The sequence below is a fragment of the Acidovorax sp. Q11 genome (assembly GCF_054950075.1).
The window spans coordinates 1-20,941 of record NZ_JBUDZG010000012.1 but is presented as its reverse complement, the minus strand read 5'-3'; the positions used below and the strand labels follow the sequence as shown (position 1 = coordinate 20,941).

Below are 20,941 nucleotides of genomic sequence, written 5' to 3'. Positions count from 1 at the left end.
CTAACCAGGAGACTGAAACAATGAAATTGCGCACCTTCCTCACATCCGCCGTGGCCGCTGCGGCCGCCCTGGCCTTCACCGCCCCTGCCGCCATCGCGCAGACCACCTACAAGAGCGAGTACCGCATGTCGCTGGTGCTGGGCCCCGCCTTCCCCTGGGGCAAGGGTGGCGAGCTGTGGGCCAACAAGGTGCGCGAGCGCACCCAGGGCCGCATCAACATCAAGCTCTACCCCGGCGTGTCGCTGATCCAGGGCGACCAGACGCGCGAGTTCAGCGCGCTGCGCCAGGGTGTGATCGACATGGCCGTGGGCTCCACCATCAACTGGTCGCCCCAGGTCAAGCAGCTCAACCTGTTCTCACTGCCCTTCCTGTTCCCCGACTACGCCGCTGTGGACGCGGTGACGCAGGGCGACGTGGGCAAGAGCATCTTTGCTACGCTCGACAAGGCGGGTGTGGTGCCATTGGCCTGGGGCGAGAACGGCTACCGCGAAATCTCCAACTCCAAGAAGGCGATCAAGACCCCTGAAGACCTCAAGGGCCTGAAGATCCGCGTGGTGGGTTCGCCCCTGTTCCTGGACACCTTCACCGCCCTGGGCGCCAACCCCACGCAGATGAGCTGGGCCGACGCACAGCCCGCCTTTGCCAGCGGCGCGGTGGACGGGCAAGAGAACCCGCTGTCCATCTTCACCGCCGCCAAGCTGCACAGCGTGGCGCAAAAGAACATCACGCTGTGGGGCTACGTGAACGACCCGCTGATCTTTGTGGTGAACAAGGAGATCTGGAACAGCTGGACACCTGCGGACCGAGAGATCGTGAAGCAGGCCGCCATCGACGCCGGCAAGGAAGAAATCGCCATCGCCCGCAAGGGTGTGGTCGAGGCCGACAAGCCCCTGCTCAAGGACATCGCCGCCCTGGGCGTGACCGTGACGCAGCTCTCCCCCGCCGAACGCGCCGCGTTTGTGAAGGCCACCCGCCCCGTGTACGACAAGTGGAAGGGCCAGATCGGCGCCGACCTGGTGAACATGGCCGAGAAGGCGATTGCTGCGCGCAAGCAGTAACAGCAAACGCCCGCCCAGCCTGCGCCGTCAGCGATCTGATGGCGCTATACAAACGATAGCTGCCAGCGCTTGTCAATCAGGCGCAGGCAGCTATTTTTGTTTTGAATCTCCATCCGGCACCGGGTGCTTAACCGCGTTCTTGCGCAACTTGTTCTCCACCGCCTGGGCCAGGTCCACGCCCGCGTGGTCGGCAATCTGCAGCAGGTAGAGCAGCACATCGGCCACCTCGTCGGCGATGGGGTCCTTGAGCGCCGGATCGCCTGCCACCGCGAGCGACTGCTCGGGCGTCATCCACTGGAAGATCTCAGCCAGCTCGGCAGCCTCCACCATCAGCGCCATGGCCAGGTTCTTGGGCGTGTGGAACGGCTGCCAGTGGCGCTCAGCCGCAAAGGCGCGCAGCCGGGCCTGCAGGGCGTCAAGATCGACAGCGGACATCAATACTCCTGATTGGATAGCTAAAAGCGCTTACCTATCGCGCGCAAACGGCCTTTTTTATTCAAACTTCAGAGCGGCGACACTGGCGCCTCGCCCGCCAGATGGCGGCGGGCGTTCGCCAGGAACCGGTCCACCGAGGCCTGCACCGCCTCGGGCGACCAGCCCGCCACATGGGGTGTGAGCACCACGTTGTCCAGCCCGATCAGCTCGGCCGGGGGCGCGGGCTCGCTCTCGTACACGTCGAGCCCCGCCGCGGCGATGCGGCCTTCGCGCAGCGCGGCGGCCAGGGCGGCCGTGTCGATCACGCTGCCCCGGGCGATGTTGACCACCACGCCGCGCGGACCGAGCGCGCTCAGCACAGCAGCGTTCACCAGATGCTGCGTGCCCGCGCCACCCGGCGTGGCAACCACGAGGAAATCCGCCCAGTCGGCCAGCGCGGTCACGTCGGCAAAGTAGCGATGGGGCACATCGGTGCGTGCGCTGCGGTTGTGGTAGCCCACCTGCATCTCGAAGCCCAGCGCACGCTGCGCGATCTTCTTGCCGATGGTGCCCAGGCCAATGATGCCCAGGCGCTTGTGCGACACATTGGGCGGCAGCGGCAACGCCGTGCGCCACACGCCCTGGCGCGTGAGCTGGTCCAGCCGGGGGATGCCACGCACGGCGGCAATCAGCAGGCCCAGAGCGTGGTCGGCCACGCAGTCGTCGTTGGTGCCCGCACCGGTCGCCACCACAATGCCGCGAGCCTTGGCATGTGCCACCGCAATGTTCTCGTAGCCCGCGCCCAGGGCACAGATGAGGGTGATGTTCGGCAGGGCATCGATCTGCGCGGCTGAGAGGCCCGTGGCGCCGATGGTCAGCACCACCGTGATGCGCGCGCCGTGCTCGGCGATGGCGGCGGTGGCCTGCGCTGCGTCTGGCGCGTAGACCAGCTCGAACGACTGCGCCATCTGGGCGCGGTGTTCTTCGGACAGGAACATGAGGGCAAGCAGGACGGGCTTCATGGCGCTAGACAAGATCGTAAGGAAAGAGGGAAAGTAAGGAGTAGAGGCGTTCAGGCGCTGGGGTCGCTTTGCTGAAGCGCCCACATGCTGGCGTAGCGGCCGCCCAGGGCCAGCAGCTGCGCGTGCGTGCCGCGTTCGATGATGCGGCCCGCGTCCATGACCAGGATCTCGTGCGCGTCCACCACCGTGGACAGGCGGTGCGCAATTACCAGCGTGGTCTTGTTCTGCGCCACGCCTTGTAGCTCGGCCTGGATGGCGCGTTCGTTGGCAGAGTCCAGCGCGCTGGTGGCCTCGTCAAAAATCAGGATCGGCGGGTTCTTGAGCAGGGTGCGCGCAATCGCCACCCGCTGCTTCTCACCTCCCGAGAGCTTGAGCCCCCGCTCGCCCACCATGGTGGCGTAGCCCTTGGGCGTGCTGGCGATGAAGTCGTGGATGCGCGCGGCGCGGGCGGCGGCTTCGATCTCTTCCTGCGTGGCGCCAGGGCGGCCGTAGGCAATGTTGTAAGCCACGGTGTCGTTGAACAGCACGGTGTCCTGCGGCACGATGCCAATCGCCTGGCGCACGCTGGCCTGCGTCACGCTGCGGATCTCCTGCCCCGCAATCGTGATGCGGCCCTGCTGGATGTCATAGAAGCGAAACAGCAGCCGCGCCAGCGTGCTCTTGCCCGAGCCCGAAGGCCCGACCACCGCCACGGTCTTGCCCGCCGGAATCTCGAAGCTGACACCGTGCAGGATGGTACGCCCATCCTTGGGATCGTAGGCAAACACCACATCCTCGAAGCGCACGGTGGGCTGGTCCAGCCCCGCCAGCGGCTGGGCGCCAGGGGCGTCGGCCACCTCGCGCTCCTTGTCCATCAGCGTGAACATCTTGTCCAGGTCGGTCAGGCTCTGCTTGATCTCGCGGTAGATCACGCCCAGGAAGTTGAGCGGTATGTACAGCTGGATCATGAAGGCGTTGACCATGACCAGGTCGCCCAGCGTCATGCGGCCATCGACCACGCCCTGCGTGGCGCGCCAGAGCATGGCCACCAGGCCCACGGCAATGATGAGCTGCTGGCCGGTGTTGAGCAGGGACAGCGTGGTCTGGCTTTTCAGCCGCGCACGGCGCAGCCGCTCCAGGCTTTCGTCGTAGCGGCGGGCCTCGAAGCCTTCATTGTTGAAGTACTTCACCGTTTCGTAGTTGAGCAGCGAATCCACGGCCTTGGAGTGCGCGGCCGAGTCAAATTCGTTGGCCTCGCGGCGGAATTTTGTCCGCCACTCGGTCACCAGCACCGTGAAGAGGATGTACAACGCCAGCGCCGCCAGCGTGATCCAGGCAAACCAGGCATCGAACTTGATGGCCAGCACCGAGAGCACCAGCACCACCTCGACCAGGGTGGCGACCACGTTGAACAGCGTGAACGAGATCAGCGACTCGATGCCGCGCACGCCGCGCTCGATGTCGCGGGTCATGCCGCCGGTCTGCCGCTCCAGGTGAAACCGCAGGCTGAGCGCATGCAGGTGCTCAAAGGTCTGCAGCGCAATCGAGCGCGCCGCGCCCTGCGTGGCCTTGGCAAACACCAGCTCGCGCAGCTCGGTGAACAGCGAGGTGGACAGCCGCAGCGCACCGTAGGCCACGAGCAGCCCCACGGGCACCACCAGCAAGGCGGCCGGGTCGCCGGGCCGCAGGCTCATCGCGTCCACCAGCGTCTTGAGCAGGATGGGCACGCCCACGTTGGCAAACTTGGCGCCCACCATGAACACGATGGCAGCAATCACGCGCCACTTGTATTGCCACAGGTAGGGCAGCAGCCGGTGCAGGGTGGCCCAGTCGGACGGGGCGGGCGGGGTGCCAGCGGCAGGGGCAATGGCACCGGCAGCGGTGGGGGCAGTTTCGCCGTGGTGGCGCATGGGGGACAATTCCGGTTGTTGTTTTTACCGACCCGGCTGATGCCCAGGTGGTTTTTCTCGGGGCGCAAGGCCTTGTGAAACCACCGGTTTCCCCAAGGATTGGCTCAGCCCCAACCGAGATTGTGCCCATGTCTGCCGTTTTCAGCCCACCACCCGCCGCATTGCCCACCGACAAGGAGCTGGTGCTCAAGGTCATCCCCATGCCCGCCGACACCAACGGCAACGGCGACATCTTTGGCGGATGGGTGATGGCGCAGGTGGACCTGGCGGGCTCCGTGCTGCCCGCCCGCTACATCCAGGGCCGCATGGCCACGGTGGCGGTCAATGAATTCATCTTCAAGCAGCCCGTGCGCGTGGGCGACATCCTGTCGTTCTTCTCGGCCATCACGCGCGTGGGCAACACCTCGGTCACCGTGGAGGTGGAGGTGTATGCCGAGCGTTTTTCTGCCCAGGGGCAGTATGTGAAGGTGACCGAAGCGCGCCTGACCTATGTCGCCATCGACCACCAGGGCCGCCCGCGCCCCGTGCCCAAACACGACGCCCCGGCCTGAGCGCGGCGCGGGTGCGTGACTGGTGCCCGGGCGCGGCGTTCTTCAAGCAGCCAGTGCAGCGACCGGGTCGGTGCGCAAAGGCGCGCCCCCGCGCTGCAGGTGGCTGCTGCTGGAAGAAGACGATGACGACGAGGCAGAGAACCCCGCCTCGATCTCGCCAGCCAGCTGGCCGCCCTCTTCCACCACCAGCTTGCCGTAGCGGATCTTGCCGTTGACCTTGCCGGTGCTGTAGATCACGAGCTTCTGGCGCACGGTGAGTGTGCCGTTGAACTCGCCGTGGATCTCGGCAATGTCGATCTCGGCCGAGCCCTTGAAGGCCCCGTTCTCCGAGATCTGGATCACGCGCGAATCCATGGTGGCTTCCACCGTGCCCTCGACCACGAGGGTGTCGCAGTCGGTGATCTCCACGCCCTTGAGCTTGATATTGGGGCCCACGGTGAGCTTGCTGCCCGAGCTGTCGCTGGCGCTGCTGGGCTTGGGGGCTGCCGGTGCAGTCGGCTGCGCCGACGCTGCATTGCTCACCGCACTGCTGCCCAACACGGAGCCTGAACTGGTGCTGCTGCGGGGTTGGAACGACTCGGGTTCACGCTTGCCAAAGAAGGGGTTTTGCACGGCCATCAGATCTCCTTGAAAAGAGGCCATGCTAGGTTTCGCATCCGCCGAAAGATGCCCCTGTTACGCAAGAACGGTAACCAAACGGTTCGGTCGTTGCATGCGCTTGCAGGGCTTGCAAGACCACACAGCGTGACACCCCCTGTCACCTGCGCAAGCCTCGCGCAGCGCGAAGCTTGCTAGTCTGCCACCCATGCAGATATCCGAACTCGCTCGCCTCACCGGCGTCACCGTGCATGCGCTGCGCCACTACGAACGCGCCGGGCTGCTGCGCCCTGAACGCCTGCCCAATGGCTACCGCCACTATGCCCCCTCGGCGCGGCGCGAGGTGGTGTTCATTGCCATGTCGCGCGCACTCGGGTTTGGCGTGCCGCAGATCCGCAGCCACCTGCTCGCCTGGCGGCGTGGCCGCATCGGCCCCGGTGGCCTGGCCGATGTGGTGCAGGCCCGTGCCGACGATATCCAGGCACAGATCGCGGCGCTGCAGGCCCAGCACCAGCAGGCGCTGGACCACGTGCAGTGGCTGCGCGCCCGCCAGGCGGAGCAGGAAACACGCCAGCGCCCTGCCGCCAGCGGCACCCCGCCGCGTGCGCCCTGGCCCCGGGTGCGCCGTGCCCCTACCCCGCTTTCACAAGGAGACCGCCCATGACCCCCGACACCTCCACCGCCGAGATCCCCGACACGGGCACCCCGCTCGCCCTGCAGCGCCTGCAGGCCGCCGTGCTGGCCATGCCCATGGCACGCACCCTGGGCCTGCGTTTCATGCACGCCGCGCCGGGCGCCGTGACGCTGGAGATGCCCATCCTGGAATCGTTCTGCTTTCGCCCCGGCCAGCTGCAGGCCACGGCCGTGTATGCGTTGGGCGACTTCGCCGCCGTGGCCGCCGCAGGCAGCCTGCTGCCGCCTGGCTGGGCCAACGCCACGGTGGATGGCACCGTCAAGCTGTTTGCCCCGGCGCGCGGCGCCTGCCTGCGTGCGCGGGGCCGTGTGGTGGACGCGGGTCGGCTGCTGAGCATCTGCGCCGCCGACGTGCTCGCAGTGGACGCATCGGGCACCGAGAAGCTGTGCGCCACCTGGCTGGGCACGGCGCGCAACCTGGAGCCGCGGCCGGTCGCGTAGGAACCCTCTGCACGAATCAAGCGGCAAGTGAGCGCAGCGGATCGGGAGGGGCTGCAAGGCGCTGAACTGGAAAAATTGACGCAGCAATAGCCGTAGCTATTGCGAGTATTTGCAACCCAGCAGGCCGCCCGAGCCCGCTGATGCACACGGCGCGCTGATTCGTGCAGAGGGTCCCTGGAGATCAGGACACGATGTAGGCCGCAGCCCCAGCCGACATGATCTGCCCGTCCGGCCCCAGAAACTCCATGCGCGTGGTGGCCACGCGCGAGCCCAGGCGCAGCACCTGCGCGCGCAGCTCGAAGTGGCTGCCAATGCCGGGGCGCAGGTAGTCAATGCGCAGGTCGATGGTGCCCAGCTTGGCAAAGCGGTGCAGGCGCTGCTCGGGCGGCTCGTCCAGGTGTTTGGCGCCAATAGCGGCCATCACGGCCAGGCCGCCCATGGCGTCGAGCCCCGCGCTGATCACGCCGCCATGGATGCGGTTGTAGGCGTAGTGGCCCACCAGGTCCGACTTCATGTCGATGCGCCCCACCACGCCATCGGGCGCCAGCGACGTGATCTTGAGGCCCAGCACCTGGTTGAACACGATCTTCTCTTCAAAGATGGCCTTGAGCCCGGCGATGAAGGCGGGCTCGAAGGCTTGCGGGGCGGGGGGCGCGGATTTGCTCATGGATCTCCTGGGATGGATGTTGTCTGAGGAACAAGGGGGGCACACCCCTGAATGCTCCTGATTTTGTAGCTATCAGCGCATGATGGACAGGCGCAAACGGCCATTTTTATCTAAAACTTGCCGTGGCGCCCCTCCCCGGTGGCAAACCGGGTGGCCCCGCGCAGCGCTTCGGCCAGGCATTCGCGCCCACCGGCCCACTCCTGCAGCAGCGCCTGCTGCAGCGGCAAGCCCTCGCCCGCCAGCGCACTCGCGCGGTCGGCGCGCAGCGTGGTCTGCGGGAAGGCGGCCAGCGTGTGTGCCAGCGCCAGCGCAGCCTGCAGCGCCTGGCCCGCAGGCACCACACGGTTGCACAGGCCGATGCGCAAGGCCTCGTCAGCTTCGACCTTGCGGCCGGTCAGGATCAGGTCCAGCGCGTGCGACAAGCCCACCAGACGCGGCAGCCGCACGGTGCCGCCGTCGATCAAGGGCACACCAAAACGGCGGCAGAACACGCCCATGTACGCGTCCTCGGCCATCACACGCAGGTCGCACCACAGCGCCAGCTCCATGCCGCCCGCCACGGCCGCGCCTTCTATCGCCGCGATCACGGGCTTGGACAGCTGCAAGCGGCTCGGGCCCATCGGCCCCGGCGGGTGGAACGCATCGGCGGCGAAATCAAGCGATTGCGCCAGCGCCTCAGGCGCCACACCGTCGGCCAGCAAACGCGCGCCCGACTGCAGATCCCAGCCTGCGCAGAAATGCCCGCCCGCGCCGCAGAACACGGCCACGTCTGCCTGCGCGTCCTGCTCGAACGCGACGAATGCGGCGTGCAAGGCCTGCGCCGTGCTTGCGTCCACCGCGTTGCGCACATCGGGCCTGCGCAGTGTCACCAGCGTGACACGGTCTTGCGTTTCCACCTCTACGGACATGGGGCTCTCCTGTGGGCGGGTCGTGTGCACCCGACGTAACTCCTATTGCGCGGGGGTTGGTGCTGGGTCAATATCCGCCGCTACCCGATCACGCCCCCCATCAGGGTTAGCCCCGAGTGCGGTGGGCAGCGGTCGCAGGCAGCATTATTTATGCAAAGCAACCGCTTTGTAAAAATCTTCTGGAGAGCCAGGGTGCAATTTGTGCAACTGTTGATCAGCGGTGTATCCCAGGGGTGCATCTACGGGCTGATCGCGCTGGGTTTTGTCCTCATCTACAAAGCCACCGAAACCGTGAGTTTTGCGCAGGGCGAACTCATGATGCTCGGCGCCTTCTGCGGCCTGGCGCTGATGACCGTGCTGGGCTTTCCCTTCTGGGTTGCGGTGCTGGCCAGCGTGGTGGCCATGGGGCTGTTCGGCGTGCTGGTCGAGCGCGCGGTAATCCGCCCCATCCTTGGCCAGCCCGCGTTTTCCATCGTCATGCTCACCATCGGCATCGGCTATGTGCTGCGCGGCCTGGTCACCATGATCCCCAACATCGGCACCGACACGCACACGCTGCCCGTGCCCTACAAGGACCAGTCCCTGCGCCTGGGTGAACTGGTGGTCAGCGCCGAGCAGCTGGTGGTGATCGGCGCCACGGGCGTGCTGTGTGTGCTGCTGTTTGCGATGTTCCGCTACAGCAAGCTGGGCATTGCGATGCAGGCCGCCTCGCAAAACCAGCTGGCGGCCTACTACATGGGCATCCCGGTGCAGCGGCTCAACGGCCTGGCCTGGGGGCTGGCGGCCGTGGTGGCAGCGGTGGCAGGGCTGCTGCTGGCGCCCATCACCTTTGTGCACGCCAACATGGGCTTCATCGGGCTCAAGGCGTTTCCGGCCGCCGTGGTGGGCGGCTTCGGCAGCCTGCCCGGTGCCATCGTGGGCGGGCTGGTGATTGGCATCGTCGAATCGCTGTCGGGCTTTTACCTGCCCGACGGTTTCAAGGACACGGCGGCGTACATCGTGGTGCTGATCATGCTGATGGTCAAACCGAACGGACTGTTCGGCGAGAAGCTCCGTAAAAAGGTCTGAAAGACAACCATGCGTTTCATCTTCAAGACCTCGTATGCGCAAGACATCCGCCTGGCCAAACACGGCGGCCATGTGTTCTGGTACAGCCTGCTGGGCCTGGCGCTGGTCGCCGCGCCCTGGGTCGCGCCCGAGTATTGGCTGGCACAGCTCACCTTTGTGCTCATCTACTCCATCGTGGGCCTGGGGCTGATGCTGCTGGCGGGTTTCACGGGGCTTTTCTCGCTGGGGCATGCAGCGTTTCTGGGCGTGGGTGCGTACACCCAAGCCGTGCTCACCGGCATGGGCTGGCCGTTTGCGCTGTCGCTGGCCTGCGCCGCAGGGTTGTCGGCCGCCGTGGGTGTGGTGGTCGGCCTGCCCGCGCTGCGCGTCAAGGGCATCTACCTGGGCATGGCCACGCTGTCGTTCGGCTTCATCGTCGAAGAGGTGTTTGCGCGGTGGGAGTCGGTGACGGGCGGCAACTCTGGCAAACACCTGGTGCCGCCCGAAATCTGGGGGTTCAAGTTCGAATCCACCGAGTCGTTTTACTTTCTGTGCCTGGTGATTGCCGTGGTCAGCACGCTGGCCATCCTGAACCTGCTGCGTTCGCCCACGGGGCGCGCGTTTGTCGCCATCCGCGATTCAGAAATTTCGGCGCAGAGCATGGGCATCCACCTGGCGCGCTACAAGACGCTGTCGTTCTCGCTGTCGGCCGCGCTTGCGGGCGTGGGTGGCGCGCTGTACGCCCACAAACTGCAGTTCATCTCGCCCGACCAGTTCAACATCCTGCAGTCCATCGACCTGCTACTCATGATCGTGATCGGCGGGCTGGGCTCGGTGCACGGCGCCTTCCTGGGCGCCATCTTCCTGATCTCGATGCCGCAGCTCATCTCGCTCAGCAAAGACTGGCTGCCCGCTGCCATTGGCCAGGCGCCTGGGCTGCAAGCGGTCGTGTATGGCGCGGTGCTCATTGCCTTTGTGCTGTTCGAGCCCATGGGCCTGTACGGCCGCTGGCTCAAGGTGCGCACCTGGCTACAGATGTTCCCGTTCTACCGCCAGGGCATGTTCAAGCGGCAGAAGTCCTTTCAAAAATCCGACAGGTTGAAATGACTGCGATGACCAACGAAGTCCTGCTTTCGGCCCAGAATCTCAGCGTACGCTTTGGCGGCGTGCTGGCCGTCAACAACGTGAGCTTTGACGTGCGGCGCGGCGAGGTGTTCACCCTCATCGGCCCCAACGGCGCCGGCAAGACCACGGTGTTCAACCTCATCAGCCGCATCTACACGCCCACCACCGGCACCATTGCCTATGCGGGCCCCGGCGGCACCATGCTGCCGCTGACCGACCAGCCCCCCCACAAGGTGGCCAGCCTGGGCATTGCGCGCACCTTCCAGAACATCGAGCTGTTTGAACACGCGAGCGTTTTGCACAACCTGCTGATTGGCCGCCACACGCAGCAGCACAGCAGCCTGTGGGCCGAGATGTTCTTCACCCGCAAGGTGCGCGAAGGGGAAATCCTGGCGCGCGAAAAGGCCGAGCAGATCATCGACTTTCTCGACCTGCAGCACTACCGCGACACCATGGTGGCGGGCCTGCCCTACGGCGTGCGCAAGGTGGTGGAGCTGGCCCGTGCGCTGTGCACCGAGCCACAGTTGCTGCTGCTCGACGAGCCCTCATCGGGCCTGAATGTGGAGGAGACCGATGACATGGCTTTCTGGATCCAGGACATCCAGCACGAGCTGGGCATCACGGTGTTGATGGTGGAACATGACATGTCGCTGGTCTCCAAGGTGTCTGACCGCGTGCTGGCCATGAACCAGGGCGAGGTGGTGGCCATGGGCACGCCGCGCGAGGTGCAGTCGCACCCTGGCGTGATCGAGGCGTACCTGGGCACCATCGACGACGTGAGCAACCTGCGCCGTCCGGCGGATTCACAAATGGGGGTTCGGGCATGAACGCCGTACTTGCCGCCATCAACACATCCGCCGCAGCAGTTGCTGCAGCAGACCAGCCCCTGCTGCGCCTGCAGAACGTGGAGAGCGCCTACGGCCCCATCAAGGCCATCCGCGGCGTGAGCCTGCAGGTGCGGCGCGGCGAGATCGCCGCCGTGCTGGGCAGCAACGGCGCGGGCAAGACGACGATCCTCAAAACCATCAGCGGCATCATCGACCCGCGCAAGGGCTCCATCGAATTCCAGGGCCAGGACATCACCGCCCGCGACCCGGCCGCCATCGTGCGCCGGGGTCTGATGCATGTGCCCGAGGGGCGCGAGGTGTTCCCCTTGCTCTCGGTGCGCGACAACCTGCTCATGGGTGCCTACACACGCGCCGACAAGGATGGCGTGGCGCGCGACATCGAAACCGTGTTCGGCTACTTTCCCATCCTGCGCGAGCGCGCTGCGCAGGACGCAGGCCTGCTCTCGGGCGGGCAGCAGCAGATGCTGGCGATCTCACGCGCGCTCATGGCTGCGCCGGAACTGATCCTGCTGGACGAGCCCAGCCTGGGCCTCAGCCCGAAGCTCACCAAGGAGATCTTCGAGATCGTGGTGCGCATCAACCGCGAGCGCGGCACCACCATCCTGCTGGTAGAGCAGAACGCCAACATGGCGCTCAACGCGTCGGACTACGGCTATGTGCTGGAGAACGGCCGCATCGTGATGGAAGACAGCTGCGAGCGCCTGCGCGAGAAGGACGACATCAAGGAGTTCTACCTCGGCATGAAGGATGAAGGCGTGCGCGGTGAGCGCCGGTGGAAGAAAAAGAAGACCTGGAGATGATCGAACATGTCTAACCTCTGGGACCTCTCTCACATCCAACCCGCTGGCACCGACGTGCTGGCTGGCGACACCATCGCCGCCATGTTCTGGAACGCCGTGGCCGAGCGTGGCCCGCGCGTGTGGATGCGCCAGAAGGAGCTGGGCATCTGGAAGAGCTGGACCTGGGGCCAGACGGCCGAGGCTGTGCGCGAGATCGCGGGCGGCCTGATGTCACTGGGGTTTGCGCCGGGCGAGTGTGCATCCATCCTGTCCAACACCAACATCGAATGGGTGCTGGCCGACCTGGCTGTGCTGAGCTGCGGCGGCGTGGCCAACGGCATCTACCCCACCGACGCGGCCGCCCAGGTGCACTACCTGAGCGAAGACTCGCGCACCACCGTGTTGTTTGTGGAGGACGACGAGCAGCTCGACAAGGCGCTGGAGGTGCGTGGCCAGTTGCCCCTGCTGCGCAAGATCGTTGTGTTCGACATGGAGGGCCTGCGCGGCCTGCACGACGCCGATGTGCTGAGCCTCACAGCCCTGCGCGAACTGGGCCGCGCGTGGAACGCCCAGCACCCCGACGCACTGGTGCAGCGCGTCAAGGCCTGCCGTGCCGAAGACGTGGCCATCCTGGTCTACACCTCGGGCACCACAGGCAAGCCCAAGGGCGCCATGCACACACACGCCGCACTCACCTACACCGTGCGCGGCTACAACACGCTCATCTCGCGCAGCGAGGCGGACGAGACCATGTGTTTTCTGCCGCTGTGCCACATTGCCGAGCGCATGGGCGGCGAGTACTTCTCGCTCTACACCGGCGCGCGCCTGAACTTTGTGGAGAACCCCGACACCGTGCCCGAGAACGTGCGCGAGATCGCGCCCACGGTGTTCACGGCCGTGCCGCGCGTGTGGGAGAAGTTCTACTCCGGTGTGATGATTGCCCTGAAGGAATCCACGCGGTTGCAGCAGGCGGCCTATGCCTGGTCCATCGGTGTGGGCACACGCATTGCCGACTTGGTGCTGGCGGGCCAGCCGGTGGGCGGGCTGCTGAAGCTGCAGTTCCAGCTGGCGCGCTGGCTGGCGCTGAACAACGTGCGCAAGCTCATCGGTATCCACCGCGCGCGTTTTCTCGTCACCGGCGCCGCGCCCATCTCGCCCGAGCTGGTGAAGTGGTACCTGGCGCTGGGTGTGCCCATGCTGGAGGTGTGGGGCATGACCGAGACCTGCGGCGCTGCCACCGGCGTGCCCGCCACGCGCATCAAGCCCGGCTCCATCGGCCCGGCGGCCAGCTACAACGAGGTGCGCATCGACCCCGCCACGGGCGAGATCCTGGTGCGCGGCCCCAACGTGTTCAAAGGCTACCTCAACCTGCCCGAAAAGACGGCCGAAACCATCGACGCCGAAGGCTGGCTGCACACCGGCGATGTGGGCGCCATCGACGCCGACGGCTACCTGCGCATCACCGACCGCATGAAAGACATCATCATCACGGCGGGTGGCAAGAACATCACGCCGAGCGAGCTGGAGAACGAACTCAAGTTCAGCCCCTACGTGACCGATGCCGTGGTGATTGGCGACAAGCTGCCCTACCTCACGGTGATCATCATGATCGACCAGGAGAACGTGGAGAAGTACGCGCAGGACAACGACGTTCCGTTTTCCAACTACGCCAGCCTGACCCGCGCGCGCGAGGTGCAGGACCTGATCCAGGCCGAGATCGACCGCGTCAATGCCAAGTTCGCCCGTGTGGAGCAGATCAAGAAGTTCTTCCTGCTCGATACGCAGCTCACGGCCGAGGATGAAGAGCTGACGCCCACCATGAAGCTCAAGCGCAAGCTTGTGCAGCAGAAATACGCCCCCCAGATCGAGGCCATGTACCGGTAGGGTGCGCGCTGCGCCACGCCCAGGATAGGGAAAGTGCTGGTGCCCCACCCCGGGCATCGTTCTATAACGAGCGATCGTTTTTGTTTCGATCCAACCGAAGGAGACGTGCCATGAAGTTTCATCACATCGCCGCGCTGGCCCTCGTGGCCATGGCCGGTGCCTCCGCCCAAGCCCAGCCCAGCCAGGGCGTGAGCAAGGACACCATCACGCTGGGTTCCATCCAGGACCTGTCCGGCCCGCTGGCGGGCTTTGGCAAGCAGGTGCGGCTGGGCATGATGCTGCGCGTGGACGAGGCCAACGAGCAAGGCGGCGTCAATGGCCGCAAGCTGGACCTGAAGGTGGAAGACTCGGGCTACGACCCCAAGAAAGCCGTGCTGGCCGCGCAAAAGCTCGTGAACCAGGACAAGATCTTCATGATGGTGGCGCACATCGGCACGGCGCAAAACCTGGCCGCCATGCCCGTGCAGTTCAGCAAGAACGTGATCAACTTCTTTCCGGTGACGGCCGCGCGGGAAATGTACGAGCCCTTCCACAAGCTCAAGTATTCGTTTGCCGCCACTTACTACGACCAGATCCGCCTGGCCGCGCCCAAGCTCATCAAGGAAAAAGGCGCCAAGAAGATCTGCACCATCTACCAGGACGATGAATTTGGCCTGGAAGTGATGCGCGGCGGCGAAGCGGCGCTCAAGTCCATCGGCATGGAGTTCGCCGAGAAGACCTCGTACAAGCGCGGCGCCACCGACTTCTCTTCACAGGTCGCCAAGATGAAGTCGTCCGAATGCGACTTCGTGATCCTGGGCACCATCATTCGCGAGACCATCGGCACGATTGGCGAGGCGCGCAAAACGGGCTTCAACCCCACCTTCCTGGGCTCCAGCGCCGCCTACACCGACCTCATCCACAAGCTGGGCGGCAAGCCCATGGACGGGCTGTACGCCACCATGACGGTGCAACACCCCTACCTGGATGAAGCCAGCCAGCCCATCCGTTTTTGGGCCAACAAGTACAAGACCAAGTTCAACGAAGACCCCACCGTGTTCTCGGTCTACGGCTACAACGCCATCGACGCCTTCATCAAGGCGGCCCAGAAGGCGGGCCCCAATCTGAGCACCGACAGCTTCATCAAGGCCATGGACACCATGGTGATTCCGCCCGACATGTTCGGCAGCGCCGAGGGCACCTTTGGCCCACAAAAGCGCCTGGGCAGCGATCTTTCTCGCCTGTCGCAGATCACCGATGGCAAGTGGAAGGTGGTCTCCGACTACGTCAAGCCATGAGCGCCTGACCAGCCTCCTTCAAGCCGCCTTCGGGCGGCTTTTGCGTTTCAGGGGGTGCATCCGGGCTCAGTCGGTGGCAGAATTTAACCAAGCAGTAACTTTGCATAAATAACCTGGTTGCCCCACCATGATCGAACGCACCCTCTTCCAGCCCGACCACCAGGCCTTTGCTGACAGCTTTCGCCGCTTCATCGACAAGGAAGTGACGCCCCACCACGCCGCCTGGGAAGACCAGGGCTATGTGGCGCGCGAGGTGTGGAGCCAGGCGGGCGCCAACGGTTTTCTGTGCATGAGCCTGCCCGAGGAATACGGTGGCACCGGGGCCGACAAGCTGTATTCGGTGGCGCAGATGGAAGAGCTGGCGCGTGCAGGCACCACTGGTATCGGCTTTGGTCTGCACAGCGAGATCGTGGCGCCGTACGTCCTTCACTACGGCACTGAAGCCCAGAAACAGAAGTACCTGCCGCAGATGGCCAGCGGCGCCGTGGTGGGTGCCATCGCCATGAGCGAGCCGGCTGCGGGCAGCGACCTGCAAGGCATCAAGACCACGGCCATCAAAAGTGCGGACGGATCACACTATGTGCTGAACGGCAGCAAGACCTTCATCACCAACGGCTGGCATGCCGACCTGGTGATCGTGGTCGCCAAGACCGACCCGGCGGCCGGGGCCAAGGGCACCAGCCTGCTGCTGGTGGAGCGCGGCATGCCCGGTTTTGAAAAAGGCCAGCGCCTCAAGAAGATGGGCATGAAGGCGCAGGACACGTCCGAGCTGTTCTTCAACGACGTGCAGGTGCCGGTGGACAACCTGCTGGGCGGCCCCGCCATGGAAGGGCGTGGCTTCATCTGCCTGATGGAGCAGCTGCCCTGGGAGCGCCTGCAGATCGCCATCACCGCCGTGGCGGCCGCGCAGGCCGCCATCGACTGGACGCTGGACTACGTCAAGCAGCGCAAGGTCTTTGGCCAGAGCGTGGCGTCATTTCAGAACACCCGCCACACCCTGGCCGAGCTGCAAACGCAGGTGCAGGTGGCCCGCGTATTCGTGGACAAATGCTGTGAGCTGATCGTGCGCGATCAGCTCGACACCGAAACCGCCAGCATGGCCAAGTACTGGACGACCGACCTGCAGTGCAAGGTGATGGACGAATGCGTGCAGCTGTTTGGCGGCTACGGCTACATGTGGGAATACCCCATCACCCGCGCCTACGCCGACGCGCGCGTGCAGCGCATCTACGGCGGCACCAACGAGATCATGAAAGAAGTCATCTCACGCGGCATGGGCTTGAAATGAGACACCCCCCTGTGGCGCTGCGCGCCTTCCCCCCGCTCTCGCATTGCTGCGCAATGCGGGCAGGGGGACGCAGCCCTCACTGCGGGGCGGCCCTTGCTTGGCTGCCCGCGCCTCCGCCAGTGGAGAAACACCCACCGCTACTGTATTCATAGCTATCAGCGCTTGATAGACGCGCGCAAACGGCCAATTTCATTCAAATCTGGAGACCACACCATGACCGAAGCCTATGTTTTCGACGCGCTGCGCACCCCGCGCGGCAAGGGCAAGAAGGACGGCACCCTGCACGAGGTCAAGCCCATCGACCTGCTGGTGGGCCTGCTGACCGAACTGCAAGCGCGCCACCGCTTTGATACGGCGGCGGTGGACGACGTGGTCATGGGCATCGTCTCGCCCGTGGGCGAACAGGGCTCGGTGCTACCCAAGGTGGCCGCGCTCAAGGCCGGGTGGGACTTTCGCTGCGCGGGTGTGCAGGTCAACCGCTTCTGCGCCTCGGGCCTGGAGGCCGTGAACCTGGCCGCGCAGAAGGTGCGCAGCGGCTGGGAAGACCTGGTGGTGGCTGGCGGCGTGGAGAGCATGAGCCGCGTGCCCATCGGCTCCGACGGCGGCGCCTGGGCGCAAGACCCCGCCACCAATTCCGCCACGCTGTTCGTCCCCCAGGGCATCGGCGCCGACCTGATCGCAACGCTGGACGGCTACACCCGCGCCGATGTGGACGCCTTCGCGCTCGAATCCCAACGCCGCGCCACCGCCGCGCGCGCAGCGGGCTACTTCAAGAACTCCGTCGTGCCCGTGCGCGACTTCATCGGTCAGACCATCCTGGCCGAAGACGAATTCATCAAGCCCAAGACGACACTCGAAGGCCTGGGTGCGCTCAAGGCATCGTTCGAGCAACTGGGCGGCATGGGCTTTGACGCCGTGGCGCTGCAGCGCTACCCGCAGGTGGAGCGCATCCACCACGTGCACCACGCGGGCAACTCGTCAGGCATTGTGGACGGCGCCGCCGCCGTGCTCATCGGCAACGAGGCCGCTGCCAAGGCCCACGGCCTCACGCCCCGCGCACGCATCGTGGCCACGGCGCTGAGTGGCGCCGACCCCACCATCATGCTCACCGGCCCGGTGCCCGCTGCCAAAAAGGCGCTGGCCCGTGCGGGCATGACCATCGACCAGATCGACCTGTTTGAAGTGAACGAGGCCTTTGCCGCCGTGCCCATGCGCTTCATGCGCGAGCTGGGTGTGCCGCACGATAAGGTCAACGTGAACGGCGGCGCCATCGCCATGGGTCACCCGCTGGGCGCCACGGGCGCCATGATCCTCGGCACCCTGATTGACGAGCTGCACCGCAGGGGCCAGCGCTATGGCCTGGCCACGCTGTGCGTGGGCGGTGGCATGGGCATCGCCACCATCGTCGAGCGAATCTGATTGACTGGGAAGGAGACAACAACATGCAAACCATCCGCTACGAACTCATCCCCGCCCAGGGCACCGACGGCGAAGTTGCCGTCATCACCTTTGACGAAACCAACTCCCCCGTCAACACCATGTGCCGCCAGTGGCAGCAAGAGCTGGGCGAGGTCACCGCACAGGTGCTGGGCGACCGCGAACGCCTGGGCGCAGCGCTCAAGGGCATCGTGCTGGCATCGGCCAAGACCAGCTTCTTTGCCGGTGCCGACCTCAAGGCCACCATGCGCCTCACCCCCGCCGATGCACCCAACGCGTTTGGCGAGATCGAGCGGATGAAGAAGCACTTCCGCACGCTCGAAACGCTGGGCATCCCCGTGGTGGCCTGCCTCAACGGCGCGGCGCTGGGTGGCGGCTGGGAAGTGGCCCTGGTGGCCCACTACCGCATCGCTGTGGCCGGCCCCAAGATCCAGTTCGGCCTGCCCGAGGTCACGCTGGGCCTGATGCCGGGCGCCACCGGCGTGACCAAGATGACGCGCCTGCTGGGCCTGATGGGCGCGCAGCCCTACATCCTGGAAGGCAAGCTCTTCAACCCCGCCGAGGCGCTGGAGCTGCAACTGGTGCATGAGCTGGTTGCCACGCGCGAGCAGTTGCTGCCCGCCGCCCTGGCCCACATCGCCACCCACCCGCACGCCGTGCAACCGTGGGACGACAAAAACTACAAGATGCCCGGCGGCACGCCCGCCAACCCCAAGATTGCAGGCGCCCTCACCGTTGCGCCCGCCATGCTCAAGAAGACCACGCGCGGCCGCTACCCCGCGCCCGAGGCGGCGCTGGCCGCCATGGTCGAAGGCGCGATGGTGGACTACGACACCGCCCTGCGCATCGAAAGCCGCTACCTCGCCCGCCTGATGACCGGCCCCGTGGCGCGCAACATGATCAACACGTTCTTCTTCGACATGAACGCGATCAAGAGCGGCAAGTCGCGCCCAGGCTCGGCCCCACGCTACAAGCCACAAAAGGCCGGCATCCTGGGCGCCGGCATGATGGGCGCGGGCATCGCCTGGGCCCAGGCCAGCCGGGGCATTGCCACGGTACTCAAGGACGTGAGCGCGGAGAAGGCCGAGGCCGGCAAGGCCTACAGCGCCAAACTCACCCAGGCCCGCGTGGACAAGGGCCGCATGACCGCCGAGGCGCAGCAGGCCCTGCTGGCCCGCATCACGCCCACCGCCAGCGCGGCCGACCTGGCGGGCTGCGACCTCATCATCGAAGCCGTGTTCGAAAGCCGCGACCTCAAGGCCAAAGTCACGCAAGAGGCCGAGCCGCAGCTGGCGCCCGGCGGTTTCTTTGCCAGCAACACCTCCACCCTGCCCATCAGCGGCCTGGCCACGGCCAGCCGCCGGCCCGAGAAGTTTGTCGGCATCCACTTCTTCAGCCCCGTGGACAAGATGAAGCTGGTGGAGATCATCCGGGGCAAGCAGACCGATGACGAAACCGTGGCCCGCGCGTTCGACTACGTGCAGGCCCTGGGCAAAGTGCCCATCGTGGTCAACGACTCACGCGGCTTCTACACCAGCCGCACTTTCGGCACCTTTGTGATGGAAGGCGCCGCCATGCTGGGCGAAGGCATCCCCGCCGCCGCGATTGAAAACGCCGCCATGCAGGCCGGCCTGCCCGTGGGCCCGCTGGCCGTGCTGGATGAAACCGCGCTGACGCTGAGCGTGCACGTGCTGGACCAGACCCGCGCCGACTACGCGGCCGAAGGCAAGACCTACACCGCCACGCCCGGCGAACTGCTGGTGGAGCGCATGGTCAAGGAGCTGAAGCGCCCCGGCCGCGCGGGTGGTGGCGGGTTCTATGACTACCCCGCAGGCGCCAAGAAGCACCTGTGGCCGGAGTTGAAACCCCTGTTCGAAAAGCCCGGCGTGGAATGGAGCGTGCAGGAGATTCAGGACCGGCTGCTCTATCGCCAAGCCATTGAGACCGCGCGCTGCCTGGCCGAGGGCGTGCTGACCAGCGTGCATGACGCGAACATCGGGTCGATTTTTGGGATCGGGTTTCCGGCGTGGACGGGGGGGGCGATGCAGTTCGTTTATGGGGCGGGCGTTGAGGCGTTCTTGCAGCGAGCGGATGAACTGGCGGAGAAATACGGAGAGGCGTTTGCGATAGATACGAAGGCGCGCCAAAAAATAGATAGCTTTAGGTCCGTTTAGTGATCAAAAGAAGGAGGGCGCTACTCGCTGCAGACGACACACACATGATCAATGTGGAAAGAAGATTTGCAACTTATACTTGAAAGCTAATTTAGTTTTTGAAAAATGAAATACTTAATCATTATTTATTTGCTACTCTTGATCGGCTGCGGCGAAGAAAAAATACCCCCGTTCACCACATTACCCGAACAGCAAATTGCAGCGCTTACCGCTGGCGACAGAACCTGCTACGCAATTGCAGAATCCATTAACAGTGTCTTTCCAAATAGTCCTACTCACTGCACTGCAATCAGAGAGAAAGATGGGGGAATGTTCAAAGAAAATTACTCATTCCACATCAAAACATCCACAAAACAAGTGGCCGAATGGCACAAATGGGGCTGCCTAGCTGCAGGGAAAGTTATGGCCGATGGTGCAAAAGTTGGAATGGAAAAAATCTATTTCAAAAGCAAATCTTCAGAAAAATATTCATCAATGAATGATGCACATGTCTGCCGCAACCTTCAGCAAAAAGCATACGCAAGAGAAATCACCGAATTCGACGTATTAAAAGAATTTAATCGACGATCCACACTTAAAGAAATTTAAAAAATACTCCCTCAAAACACCATAGCAACACTCACGGCAGTCAATTAATTTAAATCACAGAAATCTCGGCAGATCGGGAAACCGACGCTTCCGCACCGCCAAAATGCTTGTCGGGTTGCGCCCCTAGCAGGCTGAAGAAATACCTCCCACGCATCCAGCCCAGCAGCCCAACCCCCGGTAAGCTCACCGGAGCCTCCCACATCACTTGACCTTGACCCCCATGCGCGGCGCCGACACCTTCACCGAAAGCCTGT

General features: G+C 64.7%; 21 protein-coding genes. 14 read left to right on the top strand and 7 right to left on the bottom strand.

Features of this window, described 5'->3' with window-relative positions; genetic code table 11:
* Positions 1-20 precede the first annotated feature (20 nt).
* Complete coding sequence (locus tag ACYZGB_RS11680; RefSeq protein WP_462388427.1) at positions 21-1,058, top strand: DctP family TRAP transporter solute-binding subunit; 1,038 nt, start codon at positions 21-23, stop codon at positions 1,056-1,058.
* A 90-nt stretch (positions 1,059-1,148) separates the two neighbouring features.
* Here ACYZGB_RS11680 and ACYZGB_RS11675 read toward each other — a convergent pair whose 3' ends face one another.
* From ACYZGB_RS11675 to ACYZGB_RS11665, 3 genes are all read right to left on the bottom strand, one after another.
* Complete coding sequence (locus ACYZGB_RS11675) at positions 1,149-1,493, bottom strand: nucleotide pyrophosphohydrolase (RefSeq protein ID WP_462388425.1); 345 nt, start codon at positions 1,491-1,493, stop codon at positions 1,149-1,151.
* Positions 1,494-1,561: 68 nt separating this feature from the next.
* Positions 1,562-2,494: a 2-hydroxyacid dehydrogenase gene (locus tag ACYZGB_RS11670; protein ID WP_462388423.1), complete on the bottom strand. Its 933-nt coding sequence runs from the start codon at positions 2,492-2,494 to the stop codon at positions 1,562-1,564.
* 50 nt (positions 2,495-2,544) lie between these two features.
* A complete protein-coding gene (locus tag ACYZGB_RS11665; protein ID WP_462388422.1) occupies positions 2,545-4,383 on the bottom strand; it encodes an ABCB family ABC transporter ATP-binding protein/permease in 1,839 nt (612 codons plus the stop codon).
* Between the two features lie 128 nt (positions 4,384-4,511).
* Here ACYZGB_RS11665 and ACYZGB_RS11660 point away from each other — a divergent pair, with 128 nt between their 5' ends.
* Positions 4,512-4,934 (top strand): acyl-CoA thioesterase, encoded by a 423-nt coding sequence (locus ACYZGB_RS11660; RefSeq protein ID WP_108618099.1) that lies wholly within the window; start codon positions 4,512-4,514, stop codon positions 4,932-4,934.
* Between the two features lie 42 nt (positions 4,935-4,976).
* Here ACYZGB_RS11660 and ACYZGB_RS11655 read toward each other — a convergent pair whose 3' ends face one another.
* Positions 4,977-5,552: a bactofilin family protein gene (locus ACYZGB_RS11655; protein ID WP_462388420.1), complete on the bottom strand. Its 576-nt coding sequence runs from the start codon at positions 5,550-5,552 to the stop codon at positions 4,977-4,979.
* 187 nt (positions 5,553-5,739) lie between these two features.
* Between ACYZGB_RS11655 and ACYZGB_RS11650 the strand changes: the two genes are divergently transcribed.
* Positions 5,740-6,195: a MerR family DNA-binding transcriptional regulator gene (locus ACYZGB_RS11650; RefSeq protein WP_462388419.1), complete on the top strand. Its 456-nt coding sequence runs from the start codon at positions 5,740-5,742 to the stop codon at positions 6,193-6,195.
* An 80-nt stretch (positions 6,196-6,275) separates the two neighbouring features.
* Complete coding sequence (locus ACYZGB_RS11645; protein ID WP_462388541.1) at positions 6,276-6,665, top strand: PaaI family thioesterase; 390 nt, start codon at positions 6,276-6,278, stop codon at positions 6,663-6,665.
* Positions 6,666-6,846: 181 nt separating this feature from the next.
* Here the strand turns inward: ACYZGB_RS11645 and ACYZGB_RS11640 are convergent, their stop codons facing one another.
* The gene (locus ACYZGB_RS11640) at positions 6,847-7,332 is read right to left on the bottom strand and encodes a thioesterase family protein (RefSeq protein ID WP_462388418.1); all 486 of its coding nucleotides are present in this window, start codon (positions 7,330-7,332) and stop codon (positions 6,847-6,849) included.
* A 110-nt stretch (positions 7,333-7,442) separates the two neighbouring features.
* Positions 7,443-8,240, bottom strand: coding sequence for a crotonase/enoyl-CoA hydratase family protein (locus ACYZGB_RS11635; RefSeq protein WP_462388417.1), 798 nt, complete (start codon positions 8,238-8,240; stop codon positions 7,443-7,445).
* A 192-nt stretch (positions 8,241-8,432) separates the two neighbouring features.
* On the opposite strand from ACYZGB_RS11635, the gene ACYZGB_RS11630 reads away from it, so the two are divergent.
* The 10 genes from ACYZGB_RS11630 to ACYZGB_RS11585 all read left to right on the top strand — a co-directional run bounded on the left by ACYZGB_RS11630 (position 8,433) and on the right by ACYZGB_RS11585 (position 20,687).
* Positions 8,433-9,308 carry a branched-chain amino acid ABC transporter permease gene (locus tag ACYZGB_RS11630; protein ID WP_291471067.1) on the top strand — a complete coding sequence of 292 codons (876 nt, stop codon included), beginning with the start codon at positions 8,433-8,435 and terminating at the stop codon, positions 9,306-9,308.
* A gap of 9 nt (positions 9,309-9,317) precedes the next feature.
* Positions 9,318-10,394, top strand: coding sequence for a branched-chain amino acid ABC transporter permease (locus ACYZGB_RS11625; protein ID WP_462388415.1), 1,077 nt, complete (start codon positions 9,318-9,320; stop codon positions 10,392-10,394).
* 5 nt (positions 10,395-10,399) lie between these two features.
* Complete coding sequence (locus ACYZGB_RS11620; protein ID WP_462388414.1) at positions 10,400-11,239, top strand: ABC transporter ATP-binding protein; 840 nt, start codon at positions 10,400-10,402, stop codon at positions 11,237-11,239.
* Positions 11,236-12,060 carry an ABC transporter ATP-binding protein gene (locus ACYZGB_RS11615; RefSeq protein ID WP_462388412.1) on the top strand — a complete coding sequence of 275 codons (825 nt, stop codon included), beginning with the start codon at positions 11,236-11,238 and terminating at the stop codon, positions 12,058-12,060. The genes ACYZGB_RS11620 and ACYZGB_RS11615 overlap by 4 nt, the downstream gene beginning before the upstream one ends.
* A 6-nt stretch (positions 12,061-12,066) precedes the next feature.
* Positions 12,067-13,923, top strand: coding sequence for an AMP-dependent synthetase/ligase (locus ACYZGB_RS11610; RefSeq protein WP_462388410.1), 1,857 nt, complete (start codon positions 12,067-12,069; stop codon positions 13,921-13,923).
* Between the two features lie 110 nt (positions 13,924-14,033).
* Positions 14,034-15,200: an ABC transporter substrate-binding protein gene (locus tag ACYZGB_RS11605; protein ID WP_462388408.1), complete on the top strand. Its 1,167-nt coding sequence runs from the start codon at positions 14,034-14,036 to the stop codon at positions 15,198-15,200.
* 127 nt (positions 15,201-15,327) lie between these two features.
* Complete coding sequence (locus ACYZGB_RS11600) at positions 15,328-16,488, top strand: acyl-CoA dehydrogenase family protein (protein ID WP_462388406.1); 1,161 nt, start codon at positions 15,328-15,330, stop codon at positions 16,486-16,488.
* A gap of 213 nt (positions 16,489-16,701) precedes the next feature.
* On the top strand, positions 16,702-17,907 hold the full coding sequence (locus ACYZGB_RS11595; RefSeq protein ID WP_056646902.1) for an acetyl-CoA C-acetyltransferase: 1,206 nt from the start codon (positions 16,702-16,704) through the stop codon (positions 17,905-17,907).
* Positions 17,908-17,930: 23 nt separating this feature from the next.
* On the top strand, positions 17,931-20,099 hold the full coding sequence (locus ACYZGB_RS11590; RefSeq protein WP_462388404.1) for a 3-hydroxyacyl-CoA dehydrogenase NAD-binding domain-containing protein: 2,169 nt from the start codon (positions 17,931-17,933) through the stop codon (positions 20,097-20,099).
* A 105-nt stretch (positions 20,100-20,204) separates the two neighbouring features.
* Positions 20,205-20,687 carry a hypothetical protein gene (locus ACYZGB_RS11585; RefSeq protein WP_462388402.1) on the top strand — a complete coding sequence of 161 codons (483 nt, stop codon included), beginning with the start codon at positions 20,205-20,207 and terminating at the stop codon, positions 20,685-20,687.
* A 49-nt stretch (positions 20,688-20,736) separates the two neighbouring features.
* Here the strand turns inward: ACYZGB_RS11585 and ACYZGB_RS11580 are convergent.
* A partial coding sequence (locus ACYZGB_RS11580; RefSeq protein ID WP_462388401.1) for a hypothetical protein occupies positions 20,737-20,941 on the bottom strand: 205 nt, incomplete at its 5' end.